The organism is Neorhizobium descurainiae, assembly GCF_051400715.1.
Classification (GTDB): domain Bacteria; phylum Pseudomonadota; class Alphaproteobacteria; order Rhizobiales; family Rhizobiaceae; genus Neorhizobium.
The window spans coordinates 17,435-30,199 of sequence record NZ_JBLFFK010000030.1 but is presented as its reverse complement, the minus strand read 5'-3'; the positions used below and the strand labels follow the sequence as shown (position 1 = coordinate 30,199).

Annotated in this window: 10 protein-coding genes and 1 pseudogene; 7 read left to right on the top strand and 4 right to left on the bottom strand. The window is 59.2% G+C overall.

What is annotated here, in order from left to right:
* Positions 1-10: 10 nt before the first annotated feature.
* Complete coding sequence (locus ACMGE0_RS30470) at positions 11-1,105, bottom strand: glycosyltransferase family 4 protein (protein ID WP_436819629.1); 1,095 nt, start codon at positions 1,103-1,105, stop codon at positions 11-13.
* A gap of 232 nt (positions 1,106-1,337) precedes the next feature.
* Here ACMGE0_RS30470 and ACMGE0_RS30465 point away from each other — a divergent pair, with 232 nt between their 5' ends.
* The gene (locus ACMGE0_RS30465) at positions 1,338-2,888 is read left to right on the top strand and encodes a phospholipase D-like domain-containing protein (RefSeq protein WP_436819628.1); all 1,551 of its coding nucleotides are present in this window, start codon (positions 1,338-1,340) and stop codon (positions 2,886-2,888) included.
* Positions 2,889-3,117: 229 nt separating this feature from the next.
* Here ACMGE0_RS30465 and ACMGE0_RS30460 read toward each other — a convergent pair.
* Positions 3,118-3,319, bottom strand: a pseudogene (locus tag ACMGE0_RS30460) (transposase); the annotation flags it as partial.
* 544 nt (positions 3,320-3,863) lie between these two features.
* On the opposite strand from ACMGE0_RS30460, the gene ACMGE0_RS30455 reads away from it, so the two are divergent.
* Both ACMGE0_RS30455 and ACMGE0_RS30450 read left to right on the top strand, forming a co-directional pair.
* Entirely contained in the window at positions 3,864-5,081 is a 1,218-nt protein-coding gene (locus tag ACMGE0_RS30455; protein ID WP_436819627.1) for an MFS transporter, read from the top strand.
* 63 nt (positions 5,082-5,144) lie between these two features.
* Positions 5,145-5,891 (top strand): DUF899 family protein, encoded by a 747-nt coding sequence (locus ACMGE0_RS30450; RefSeq protein ID WP_436819626.1) that lies wholly within the window; start codon positions 5,145-5,147, stop codon positions 5,889-5,891.
* A 303-nt stretch (positions 5,892-6,194) separates the two neighbouring features.
* Here ACMGE0_RS30450 and ACMGE0_RS30445 read toward each other — a convergent pair whose 3' ends face one another.
* Both ACMGE0_RS30445 and ACMGE0_RS30440 read right to left on the bottom strand, forming a co-directional pair.
* Positions 6,195-7,169: a helix-turn-helix domain-containing protein gene (locus ACMGE0_RS30445; RefSeq protein WP_436819625.1), complete on the bottom strand. Its 975-nt coding sequence runs from the start codon at positions 7,167-7,169 to the stop codon at positions 6,195-6,197.
* A 376-nt stretch (positions 7,170-7,545) separates the two neighbouring features.
* Positions 7,546-8,508 (bottom strand): aldo/keto reductase, encoded by a 963-nt coding sequence (locus ACMGE0_RS30440; RefSeq protein ID WP_436819624.1) that lies wholly within the window; start codon positions 8,506-8,508, stop codon positions 7,546-7,548.
* Between the two features lie 263 nt (positions 8,509-8,771).
* Between ACMGE0_RS30440 and ACMGE0_RS30435 the strand changes: the two genes are divergently transcribed.
* The 4 genes from ACMGE0_RS30435 to ACMGE0_RS30420 all read left to right on the top strand — a co-directional run bounded on the left by ACMGE0_RS30435 (position 8,772) and on the right by ACMGE0_RS30420 (position 12,356).
* Positions 8,772-9,224, top strand: coding sequence for a nuclear transport factor 2 family protein (locus tag ACMGE0_RS30435; RefSeq protein ID WP_436819623.1), 453 nt, complete (start codon positions 8,772-8,774; stop codon positions 9,222-9,224).
* Positions 9,225-9,250: 26 nt separating this feature from the next.
* Positions 9,251-10,300, top strand: coding sequence for a Bug family tripartite tricarboxylate transporter substrate binding protein (locus ACMGE0_RS30430; protein ID WP_436819622.1), 1,050 nt, complete (start codon positions 9,251-9,253; stop codon positions 10,298-10,300).
* Positions 10,301-10,399: 99 nt separating this feature from the next.
* A complete protein-coding gene (locus tag ACMGE0_RS30425) occupies positions 10,400-10,846 on the top strand; it encodes a tripartite tricarboxylate transporter TctB family protein (protein ID WP_436819621.1) in 447 nt (148 codons plus the stop codon).
* 4 nt (positions 10,847-10,850) lie between these two features.
* Positions 10,851-12,356 carry a tripartite tricarboxylate transporter permease gene (locus ACMGE0_RS30420; RefSeq protein ID WP_436819620.1) on the top strand — a complete coding sequence of 502 codons (1,506 nt, stop codon included), beginning with the start codon at positions 10,851-10,853 and terminating at the stop codon, positions 12,354-12,356.
* Positions 12,357-12,765 lie beyond the last annotated feature (409 nt).

Here is a 12,765-nt window from a genome sequence, read left to right as displayed (position 1 = left end):
TCCTTGACGGTTACGCGACCACCTTTCGGTCGAACGGTTGATCGTTGGCGCGGGGCAGCGGCGCGGCCTTGCTGCCGGTCCCCGACAGTTGTCGATAGATATCCATATAGTCCCTCGCCATTCGATCGGCGGTGAAGCGTCGTTCGAAAGCCGCTCTCACCTTGCCGCGATCGAGGATCAGCACGCGTTCGACATTCTCGGCCGCCTCGAGGACGCTATCGACCAGGATGCCCGAGACGCCCTCGTCGATCACTTCCGGTACGGAACCGCAGCGGAAGGCGATGACGGGCGTGCCACATGCCATGGCTTCGATCATCACCAGTCCGAAGGGTTCAGCCCAATCGATCGGAAAGAGCAGTGCCCCGGCATTGCCGAGGAAGTCCGCCTTCTGGGGTTCATTGATCTCGCCGACGAATTCCACATTCGGATGGCTCTTCACCATCGGCTCGATCACCTTCTCCCAGTATGCCGTGTCCACCTCGTCGACCTTGGCGGCGATTTTCAGCGGCATGCCGGCGCGGGCCGCTATGTCGATCGCACGGTCGGGTCTTTTCTCGGGCGAGATGCGACCGAGGAACGCGAGGTAGTGGCCTTTCGGTTTTTCGGTGAAGGGGAGGATGTCAATCGGCAGGCCGTGATAGACTGTACCTCTCCAGTTCACAGGTGGCATCGGCCGGCGCTGATTATTTGAGATCGACACGAGCGGGATGTCAGGAAAGGTCTCATAGACCCGATGCAGGTCCGGCAAGTCAAGGCGCCCGTGCAGGGTCGTCACGGTCCGATCGGCGAAGTCCCGGATGAGCGGAAAATGCAAGAGATCGATATGGAAGTGCAGCACGTCGAATTCATGCGCCCGCCGACCGACCTCCTCCAGCATCACCAACTGATGCGGCAGGTGCTCCTTGACAGCAGGGTTGAGCCTCAAAGCAATGTCCGAACACGGAACTAACCTGGCCCTGGTGACGGAATCGCCACTGGCAAAAAGGGTCACGTCATGGCCCTGACCGACAAGTTCTTCGGTGAGATAGGAAACGATCCGTTCGGATCCCCCGTAAAACTTGGGCGGGACACTCTCTGCAAGCGGAGCGATCTGAGCGACCTTCATCGACAAAACCTTTATCAATCCCCGTCTAAGTCATGCCGCCGATCGAGGGGATGTAGGGTTTTGGGATAACTGTCAGGAATGCACGACGTTCCGGTCGCTGCTAGTTCCGGGGAGTTGTCTGACCATTAGGTCATAAATCTGGGTGGTTCGGAAGGTTAACCCCGATGTCCCTGGTCACTCTACAATGATGCTCGGCCTGCCCTAGATGATGCCAGGTTGGCAGGTGATCCAGATGAAACGGCAAGCAGACCTGGGCGAGATCGATCGGCACGGCTCATTTGAGCCGATCGTCGTTGAGGGGAGGAATTGTTGGCGGATCGAGCGTGCAGAGAAGGCCGCCGTCGTCGTCGATGCCGCCGCCTATTATCGCTGCATACGCGAGGCGATGAAGGCGGCCCTTGCGCGCATCATGATCCTCGGCTGGGATTTTGACACCCGCATCGAACTCAATCCGGAGGATCATCGTAAGGAAACCTTGGGGAATTTCATCCTGGACCTCGCAAGAAAGAACTCCAGGCGGCGCATCGAAATCCTCAAATGGAGCTTCGGAGCGAAGAAGCAGTTCTTGCGACCTGCGGCCGTCTGGATGCTGTGGAAATGGCAGCGCACCCGCGCCATCGATTTCCGCTTCGACGGCGCGCATCCAGCAGGCTGCAGCCATCATCAGAAGATTGTTGTAATTGACGACCGTTTCGCCGTGTGCGGCGGCATCGATATTTCGACTGCGCGATGGGACACACCAGAACACCTCGATGACGACCCGCGGCGAAAGCTGCCCAGCGGCAAACCTTATGAGCCGTGGCACGACGTGACAATGATCGTGGCCGGTGAAGCGGCCAAGGCGCTTGGTGAGCTTGGCCGAGAGAGGTGGGAGACCGCAACAAAATCTCCCCTCACGCCGCTCTCCATTCCTGAACACGAGATCTGGCCGAATGATCTCGCGGTCGAGTTCGAGAATGTCGAACTCGCCATTTCGCGAACCAAATCGGCATACGAGAACTGCGAGGAAGTACGGGAGATCGAAGCGCTCTATCTCCATATGATCGCTGCCGCCAAGCGATTCATCTACATGGAAAATCAATATCTGACGTCCGGCAAGATAGCGGCTGCCATCGCCAACCGGATGAAAGAAGCGAGCCCGCCCGACATTGTTCTCGTGATGCCGCGGGTCGCCAGCGGGTGGCTGGAACAAAAGGCGATGGACGCGGCTCGGGTCCGTCTGGCGCGCGAGATCGCCAAGGTTGATTCCGGCAACCGCTTCCGGATCTATGTCCCCGTGACCGATGGCGGCAAAGACATTTACGTCCATGCGAAGGTCGCCATTGTCGATGACCGATTTCTACGGGTTGGCTCGTCGAACCTCAACAATCGATCGCTCGGACTCGACAGTGAATGCGACGTGTCGATCGATGCGGCGCTTGATGCAAACCGGCATACACCAGACGCGATCGGACGCGTCCGTACCAGACTCCTGGCCGAACACCTCGGGGTGAGCTGCGAGGCATTTACCACCACATTCGACAAGACGAGCTCGCTCGTCGACGCGATTGAGGCCCTCAGAGGTGACGGAAAGAGCCTTGCCCTCCTGGATCTCGTCAAACCCGGCCCCCTCGACGAATTCATAGCGGACAACGAATTGCTCGATCCCGAATCCGCCGATGGGTTCTTGGAGCCCCTCAGCAAGAGAGGATTGTGGAAGACCTGGGCCAAAGGCAAATGGTTGGCTCGTTCCCTTCCGGGGAATAAGAACGGCGGTCGCAAGCGGCCGTCGGCCTCAGGGTAGTGGTGCAGGTTCCTGCCCGATCATGCGGATCAGGGCGAAAGAAACTGCGGCAGTATCAATAGCGGGCGGCGCGATCGACCGTTTTGGCCGGCCTGTTGCATGGTATCCACCGCGTTTGCGGGATCGTCCAGCTCCGTGGATTGTATCCCCACACCCAACCACGAGACCGTGGCAATAACAATGATAGCTATGCGTGAAATGAAAGATGCAGACACTAGAGCGTTTTTGATTAATCTGGATCATAGCCGCACGAACTGAAGTAATTGGCGCATTCGTTGGACTGGAAGATGTCGACGAGCCCGCCAATCAGGTTCGAGAGGCCATCGACGGCGCTCGCCGATCTTCCTGAGCATGGCCTTGAGGCGAGAGAAGGCCTTTTCAATCGGATTGAAGTCGGGACTGTAGGGCGGGAGGAACATCGCGCCGCAACCCTTGAGGCATATCGATGGTCCTATGTAACGCAAAGAGCTAGATTGCCGCGCCGATCGCAAATAAGCGATCGCGCGGCACTTCAAACCTCGTATTGAAGGGCGTCCCGTCAGCCACGCGCGTCGGGAAAAGCGGCTGCGAGATGATCGCATCCTTATCGGCGCAGCCAGCATGCTCTTCGGAACGTCAAATCTGAGCCATCAATGCCGCGAGCGGGATCGGGCCAGCCGCTCGATGACAGCTTGCTAGACCTCGGGGCCGAAAGCGGTCGGGCAGCAAAGTCCCAAAGCCGGTCTTCTGAGGCGATCGGAAGCGACGGGTAGCGAACGGCAGCTTCAGGGATTGACGATCTGAACATTCAACGACCGGGATGAGGACGCACAACCGCCTAGGCAAACTCTGCCTGAACTGGGTGAAGTGCGATCGGGACAGACCCTCCCATGGGCCGGTTAAATCCCGACACATTTGTCACTCTCGCTCGATGTCGCGCCTGCGTTAGCCTTGTGCAACTGCCACGAACGGCGACAATCGAACTAGGAGGACAAGATGTCTGACCCGATCCCCAAAAGCAGCGCCTGGCCTGTATCGACCTGGCTGTCGGTCGGTTCGCTCACTTTCGGAAGCTTCGCTCTGATCAGCAGTGAATTGCTGCCCATGGCGGTACTTACGCCTATGGCTGCTGATCTAGGCGTTACGGAAGGCGCCGCCGGTCAGGCGGTAACCCTTACGGCAATCTTTGCCGGCATCGCAGCGCCCACGGTGGCACTCATCATCGGCCGGCTGGATCGCAAGCTGATCAACCTCACGCTCTGTGCCTTGGTGGTTGCCTCCAACATCGCAGTCGCGCTTGCGGCAGATTATCTTGTGCTGCTTGCCGCCCGTACGCTGCTCGGTATCGCTATCGGCGGTTTCTTTGCCCTAGCTGGCGCGACCATGGTCCGGCTCGTGACCATGGAGGACATGGGCAAGGGCATGTCGGTTGTATTCATGGGCCTTTCCGCGGGCCTAGTCGTCGCGCCGGCGACGAGTACCCTCATCGGGGAAGCATTCGGCTGGCGAGCGGCGTTCATGGCCGCAGCCGGGGCCGGTTTGCTCGCGTTGCTATTACAGACCATCTGCTTGCCGAGCGTGCCGGCGACGAGTGCAACCAGTCTTTCGAGCCTGTTCGGCTTGCTGAAGCGGCGGCACGTGCGGGTAGGGTTGGTCGTTGGGCTTCTGTTCTTTGGCGGAGAAGTGTGCGGCTTCACTTTCATGCGGCCATATCTCGAAACCGAAGGCGGGCTTGATGCGACTTCAATCGCTCCCGTTCTATTGGTGTTCGGTCTTGCCAGTCTGCTCGGGAGCGCGATCGCCGGCGTGTTCGCCGATCGCATGCTTCGCGACGGCTTCGCTACTACGTTCCTGGTGCTTGGCATCGCCACCATGGGCCTATTGACCCTTAGCACTAGCTACGTCGCTGTGCTTGCCTTCGCCTCTGCCTGGGGCATCGCCATAGGCGCGGGACCGGTGATGACCCAGACGTGGATGGGTCGCGCCGCGCCCGATCAACTCGAAGGCGTGGGTGGGCTCTTCCTGGCCGTCATTCAGTTCGGCATCACTCTGGGCGCCATGGCCGGCGGTATCGCTGTCGACAACTTTGGAACAAGCGCACCGCTCTATGTGACCGCCACCTGTGCTCTGCTTGCAGCCATCCTGATTGTCACGCAACGGACCCCCCATGTGGTTTCGCAGACGTCTGCTTCGCCGTTGGCCCCTGCCGAGTGAGCGCAGAGGCCAACTCTCGACACACCAGCTCGAGCGCCACCCATCAAACAACAGGAGACGATCATGTCTGACGACAAAGTAAACTCTGCAGCACCTGAGGTAGTCGATCGAGCGACGTTTCAGGCCAAGTTGGACGCATTACGCATTCGGGAAAAGGCGTACACCAGAGAGGGTGACGCAATCGCGGCGGCCCGCCGGCGACTTCCGATGGTAAAGGTCGACGGTACCACGCCCCTTATTGGCAAGAACGGGCCAGCAACGTTGCTGGACGCGTTCGAGGGGCGCCAGATGCTCATCGCCTATTATTACATGTGGCTCCAAGGCCAGCCCGCACCCGAGCAATGCGAGGGTTGCACCTTCTTCACGACACAGGTGCACGAACTCTCCCATATACACTCCCGCGACGTCACTTATGCCACCTTCAGCCAAGGGTCTTATGAGGAGAGCGCCCGATACCGCGACTTCATGGGTTGGAAGATTCCTTGGTACTCGGCCCAGGACTCACTCGATACGCTGCTCGCCGGCCGTCGCATCGGATTGATGTACCTCGTTTGCTATTTGAGGCGTGGGGCCGACGTGTTCGAAACCTACTGGACTACCCGTCGCGGCGTCGAAGCGATGGATAACAGCTACCGTCTGCTCGACCTGACCGTCTATGGGCGGCAAGAGGATTGGGAAGACTCGCCAGCTGACTGGCCACAGCACTGGGGCGAAACCCACCATCCGTTTCGACGCGGCGGCCGCCCCATCTCTCAATGGCGTCGCTTGGAGGCGGGGCATTCCGACGATCTAGGAGCAGCTAGGCACTGAACGGCGCTAGCGTTGCTTGTGAGGAGCGTCTCGTCTGGGGTCGGTAGTCCGGACGTCACGCATTATCCTGCAGGGGCCGGCCGGATCCTCTCACTGTCGCTGCTTCCGCCCCTGCGGAAAAACGATCGGCGCCGTCGGCTTCCAGCCCGGACACACCGAATCCGAGCAGCATCCAGTCGTTCGAGCATTCACCCGTCTCGGGCGCGCTCGGCCGAGAACATGCTCTCGCATGGCCAGCCAGCCGACGAGCTTGGATCTGATCTAGCCCCGCCGAGCTTAATTGTCGCGGCGGCTTATACTCGATCAAGATCGAAACCAGTTATCATTTATGTTGCTGGTCACAGCCGGCGCAGGCGCTCCGCCGCGCCGCATGAAGATGATGACGGCTTCGATCTTGTTCACCGTTTCCTTCAAAGGCTCGATGATCCGTTCTTCGACCTTGTTGCGAGGAACCGCGCTGATGAAGAAGCTGACTGTGATTGACGCGAGAACCGTGTTTCCGTGACGGATGGGAACTGCAACGGTGGTATTGCGGCGGGGCTCCGTTTGCGGTGCCCTCAGGGCAAAACCGTTTTTGCGCACGTTGGCAAGAAGCACGTTGTGCTGTGTCTCCTGCTCCGGCCCGAAGCTCCCGCCGCTCCTGGCGCGGATCATGGCGAACAGCGACGCCCGCTCCTCCTCGCCACAAAAGGCCATATAGGCTCTTCCCATGGCCGAGGTGAGCAAGTTCGGCCGGTTATGAAGCAATGTACTGGTATGGACCCAGGGGCTAATCGCGCCAGTCCAGAAATGCACGGCGAACGCATCTCCGTCCATCGTGCCAATGCCGACAGGCCATTTGATACGGTTGGTCAGATCGATCGCGAAAGGCCGCGATGCTTCGATCACTTCGGCAATGCCTTCATAACCAGCATGAAGCTCTTCCACGCGATGGGTGACGCGATAGCCACCGCACATATTGTCGCGGACGACATAGCCGTCGATGATCAGGGTATCGAGCATCCGCACGATGGTCGGCTTGGGCAGTTTCGTGGCAGCGTGTAGGTCGCCGACGGTCGCAATGCGCAAGCGATTGAGAACCCGCAGGATTTCCAGCGCACGGCGCACCGACGCCACCGGAGGATAGGAGGGCTTGATAACGTCTGTCATGCCGCGCCGAGAATTGGCCCGGCGACTCGGCATCTCGACGCGGGACGTGCCTTTCCAGACCGCAAGACGCTCGCCTTCGGCAAATGCGCCTTCGTTGACCGCATCGCCGCTCCGGGTGCTCAGTTCCATGATAACCTCCCCACGTCTTTTTTCGCGGTGCCGCGGTGCCGCGGTCCCCGCTAGACAGTCCCGGTCCTTCCGGTTCGTCCCACAGACCATGCATCCCAGCAGTGCCTGCTCCCCCTGCGTCCTTTCCCCAGCGTTGAACCGCTCTCACAGGATGGGCCTGACACTTGATCGGCGGCAATGGGCGGCCACACAAATTTCGCATCGCGAAATCTATCGCGATCCTCGAACAATTTCCAATACCTAGCAAGGCTCCACGCATCACATGACGTAAATTGAGATATCGCATAAGTAACCGCATGACGTGGCAAGGAGCGCAACCATTGGCGATCGGCGCGCTTTGGCAGGCCGGTCTGCCAGAGGGATCTCAAAAGAGCGGCTATTCGATATCGCCCGTGGCGGACGTGACTTTTCCGAAAGCAGCCGACAGCTTTTCCAGAACGTGTGCCGGCAATGGCTCGCGATTGATCGCCGCAATATTCTCTTCGAGATGTGCGAGGCTCCCGGTGCCAGTCATGACTACGCTGATGCCCGGTAGATGACGGCAAAACCGATAGGCAGCGTCTGTCAGCGATCCGGACACGCCCTCCTCCAACAAAAATCCTAGCGGATCGTTCGGATCGAGCGCCTCCGGCGGGACTTCGCCTTGGCCGATAAGCTTCGCAACCAGGCTGTCCAGTGTCTCCTTTCGGGCCAGCGCGCCGCGCACGGCATACATGGCCATAATGGCGATGTTCTTTTCCGTCGTTTGCGGCAGGACGAAACGAGCGATCGAGGAATTGACGAAATTGCAGCCGAGCATCAGCACGTCCCAGACGCCGTCTGCGACGGCGCTTTGCGCCACTTTGTGTTCACGGTCGACGCCGAAGGATTCGGTCACGCCGAGGAATCGCAGCTTACCTTCCTCGCGCAGCTGCTGCAGTTCGGGCAGCAGCTCGTTGCGGCAAAATTCGTACTGATGCGGACGCACCCCGTGCAGCTGCAATATGTCGATATGATCGGTACGAAGCGCCTTGAGACTGGCTTCCACGCTCCGGCGCATGTCGCCGGGCGCAACGAATTCACGGCTTTCGTAGGAGCTACCCTGGACAGTACAGCGCGCTTTGGTGGCCACGATCACGCTGTCGCGTCGCCCCTCGATGCCGGCACCGACAACCTGTTCCGTCCCATAGACCGGCGCCGTGTCGATAAAATTTATGCCTCGATCGAGTGCCGCCCGGACCAGGTCGATCGCTTCCGTCTCGCTTCCTCCGCGGCGTAGGCCGAGCCGGCTATTTCCGCCGGTGCCAAGAACCACCACGCTGACTTTCAGCCCGGTCCGACCCAAGGTTGTCGTATCCATCATCTTCCACCTCAGCCAGGGGCATCGGATAATCATCCCCGTTGGGGCCCCGGCTCGGTTTTCCCGAGAGATCGTAACGGGCCGGCGCTGACATATCAATCAACCGGATGGTGCCAACCGACGCCGTCAATCTTTTCGCGATAAGAAATAAACTCCGTCTTCCGGGACGCGACCAAAGCGCTGTCCTAGAACAACGGGAACGGGTCGCGTCACATGCTTCCGACAGGTCGATCCAGCCCATACCCTACACAAAGGAGCCGATATTGCTCAGTGCTGAAGACCGGATGAACCTTGCCGGAGAGCTGGAGCGCCAGCTCCACGATTTCTGGCATGATGTCGATACCAACTGGGGACGGCGGGCAGCTGATTTCTATACCGAGGATGGCGTTTTCGAAGCGAGCGAACAGACCTATCGCGGACGTGAGAAGATCCGGCAGTTCTATGAATACCGGATCAGCCGGGGACCGCGTGTGGCGGCCCATACCGTGACCAATTTCCGGATCGTTTCCGGGTCTTCCAAGGAAGCCACGACAACCTGGTATCTGATCCTCTACGCGCATGATGGAGAGCCGGTGCTGGAATCCGCACCGCCGATCCAGATCGCACTCGCAACCGATCACTGCGTGAAGGGCGATGACGGCGTCTGGCGCTACAAGAAACGGAAGTTCGAGACCTGGTTCAAGGGCGGAGTACCAACGACAACCTTCAAAGGATAAGACCGGAACGCGTTTCTACCAGACGTTTGCAAGAGGCCGCGAGATCGATCACCTGGCAAACTACAAAAATAGCGAAATCCATTCAAGGAGGAGAGGGAATGGGACAGATTATTCGCATCTTGACACTGGCTGCCGCCGTGGCAGTCACGTCTGCCATATCGATGACTGCGGTCATCGCTCAGGATGCTTATCCGACAAAGGCGATCAAGCTGATCATTCCCTATGCGCCCGGCGGCGGGACGGACGCGGTCGCCGCCGTGTTCTCGGACAAGCTGGGAAAAAAATTTGGCCAGCCGGTGGTGAAAGAGAACCATGCAGGCAGCAATTCCGTCATCGGAACGGCCCTGCTTGCTGAATCTGTCCCCGACGGCCACACTCTGCTGGTCGTGACAGGCGCCATCGCCAACAATCCTTTTCTCTATGCCAAACTGCCCTACAGGACGCCGGAATCGTTCGTTCCGGTGTCCATCCTGACCGCCTATCCGTTCGTGCTCGGCATTCGCAGCGGTCTGCCGTTCAAGAACATGCAGGAGCTTATCGATTACGCCAAGGCCAATCCCGGCAAGCTGACCGCCGGCACGCCCGGCCGGGGCGCCGGCGCGCAGCTTGCGCTCGGTCTCCTGAACAAAAGCGCCGGCATTCAGATCCGCGAAATCCCGTTCAAGGGCGCCGGCGACAGCCTGAACAACGTGGCCGGCGGCTTCGTCGACATGGTGTTTTCCGGCTATGAGACCGTGCGGCCCTTTGTCGAAAGCGGAAAGATGAAGGCTTTTGCCCATACGGGCATCGGGGCGCTGGGCAGCGAGAATATCCCGGCGATCGCCGACACCATTCCGGGCTTCGAATATCAGAACTGGCTAGCGCTGATCGCACCTACCGGCACACCTCCTGCAGTGACCGACAAACTTAACGCAACGCTCAAGGAGATTTTCGCGGAACAAGAAGTCAAGGATCGGTTGGCGGGCCAGAATATCACGGGTATTGCCAGCAGCTCCGCCGAAGCGAAGGAATACCTCGTCAAGGAGATGGCCACCAGCAAGGCCATCATCGAAAGTATCGGCCTGAAGCCCCAGTGAGATTTCACCATATGGCTACACTCGATCAGGGCGTTCGATGTCTTCAGCATCGGCGCCGGATCGAACCAAAATCATCGCATGGGCGTCGGGAGGTTCAAGGTGTCTTTCAGGCTAAACAACAAGGCCGACGTTGAAGCGGGTCTGTTCTTCGCGCTGTTGGGGGGGATGACGGCGGCATTGTCGCTGCAATACGAGATAGGCACTATCGCCGCGATGGGACCGGGGATGTTTCCCCTGATTCTGGGCGTTCTGCTGACAATCCTTGGCCTGGGGATCCTGGTAAAGGGCATGTTCAGCGGCGAGGTTGCCAAGACTCTGCTTTGGAAACCGGCGATCCTGGTGATCCTGGCGCTCCTCGCTTTCGCTTTCCTCGTTCTGTCAGTGGGTCTCGTCGCAGCCGTACCGGCACAGGTCTTCATCGCCTTGCGGGCTTCCGATCATTTCACGTTGAAACGCGCGATCGCGCTCAGCATCGGGCTGCTGCTCTTCTGCTACATCGTCTTCATCTATTTCCTCGGCATTGCTGTGCCCATGATCGCGGTCTGATCCCATGGACTTTCTGAACAATCTTGGCCTCGGTTTCGAGGCCGCCCTTTCCCTGAATAACCTGACCTTCTGCTTCATAGGCGTCATGGTCGGCACCGCCATCGGCATCCTGCCGGGGCTGGGTCCGCTGGCGACGATCGCCATGCTGCTGCCGCTCACTTATTCCCTGGAACCGGTCACTGGACTGATCATGATTTCCGGCATCTACTATGGTGCTCAATATGGTGGCTCCACGACTGCAATCCTTGTCAACCTGCCGGGAGAATCGTCCTCTGTCGTCTCCTGCCTCGATGGTCATCAGATGGCGCGCAAGGGCCGCGCCGGCGCCGCCCTGGCCATCGCTGCATTGGCGTCCTTCTTCGCCGGAACGATCGCGACAATGATGATCGCCGCGTTCTCCCCCGTTTTGGCCGAGGTGGCCTTCCTCTTCGGTCCCGTCGAATATTTTGCAATGATGGTGTTCGGGCTGACGGCCGCAACCCTTCTTGCACATGGTTCGTTCATCAAGGGGGTCGCCATGGTCCTGACGGGGCTGATCCTCGGCCTCGTAGGCGCCGACGTGAACAGCGGCACGTATCGCTTTACCTTCGGCTCCTTCTCGCTGACGGAGGGCATTGAGTTCGTCGCGGTGGCAATGGGGCTCTTCGCATTCACCGACATCGTCACCAACATTCGGAACGACCAGGCGCGCGAAGTCACCACGCCCGCCCTGCGCAATCTCTGGCTGAATGGCAGGGAAGCCAGGCAAGCGATGCTCCCGGTCATGCGGGGCACCGCGATCGGATCGATCCTAGGCCTTCTTCCCGGAGGCGGCGCGATGATTTCCTCGTTTGCATCCTATGCTGTCGAGAAGCGCCTTGCGAAAAGACCTGAGGAATTCGGCCATGGCGCCATTGCCGGCCTTGCCGGTCCGGAAGCCGCCAACAATGCCGGCGCCCAGACCTCCTTCATCCCGATGCTGACGCTCGGCATCCCGAGCAATGGCGTAATGGCGTTGATGATCGGCGCGCTGATGGTGCACAACATCGCTCCCGGTCCCTATGTCATGGTTTCCAATCCGGAAATCTTCTGGGGCCTGATCGCGTCGATGTGGATCGGCAATACGATGCTCGTCGTCTTGAACCTGCCGCTCATTCCGCTGTGGGTCCGGCTGATTCAGGTCCACTACTGGATTCTCTATCCCATCATCCTGACAATCTGCTGCGTCGGCCTGTTCAGCATCGAGAACCGTGTGCTGCCGATATATTTCGCGGCCGGCTTCACGCTCGTGGGCTGCCTGTTCTGGCGTTTCCGCGCCGAGGCCGCTCCTCTCCTTCTCGGCTTCATCCTAGGACCGCTGATGGAAGAACACTTCCGCCGTGCGCTTCTCCTTTCGAATGGCGACTTGGCGATCTTCTACCATAGCCCTCTTTCGATCGCGATGCTCTCCATCGCAGCCGTCATGTGTTTGGTTATTCTGCTCCCCCAAATCCGTCCCGGTCGCAGCGTGGCGTTTACCGAGGAAGCGTGATCCTTAACCGCATCGGAGTCGATTTCGCTTCAAAAAGCTTACACGGCTTCAGTCAGGGCCGGTGGTTCGTACCTCATCAATCGCGAGTAATCCTGTCAAGAGAGCGCGATAGACCGCGGAGACGGCGAAGCCGTCCGCGCTCGGTAGATGGACACAAGGCCGAATGGGGCAGAAGCTCGTGCTCGGCCCGCGAAACTTAATAGCGGCGCGCAGGCGGAACAGATGTAGCCCACGCGACGGGCCCGCCAGCGCCGGCCCGTCGCGGTATGGGACCTTCATCTTGTAAGCGCTTTACCAAGTTAACCTCGTCTTGAAGCATGATCAGAAAAACATGGATCCTCTTGGAGAGAGTAATCCTTTTAAATGTAACGTTGAAAGAAAGTCATTCGCGATGACGGAGAAGCGATCT

Excerpts from the sequence above, each read along its gene's own strand:
- ACMGE0_RS30470 (WP_436819629.1), bottom strand. The coding sequence starts at position 1,105 with ATGAAGGTCGCTCAGATCGCTCCGCTTGCAGAGAGTGTCCCGCCCAAG.
- ACMGE0_RS30465 (WP_436819628.1), top strand. The coding sequence starts at position 1,338 with ATGAAACGGCAAGCAGACCTGGGCGAGATCGATCGGCACGGCTCATTT.
- ACMGE0_RS30455 (WP_436819627.1), top strand. The coding sequence starts at position 3,864 with ATGTCTGACCCGATCCCCAAAAGCAGCGCCTGGCCTGTATCGACCTGG.
- ACMGE0_RS30450 (WP_436819626.1), top strand. The coding sequence starts at position 5,145 with ATGTCTGACGACAAAGTAAACTCTGCAGCACCTGAGGTAGTCGATCGA.
- ACMGE0_RS30445 (WP_436819625.1), bottom strand. The coding sequence starts at position 7,169 with ATGGAACTGAGCACCCGGAGCGGCGATGCGGTCAACGAAGGCGCATTT.
- ACMGE0_RS30440 (WP_436819624.1), bottom strand. The coding sequence starts at position 8,508 with ATGGATACGACAACCTTGGGTCGGACCGGGCTGAAAGTCAGCGTGGTG.
- ACMGE0_RS30420 (WP_436819620.1), top strand. The coding sequence starts at position 10,851 with ATGGACTTTCTGAACAATCTTGGCCTCGGTTTCGAGGCCGCCCTTTCC.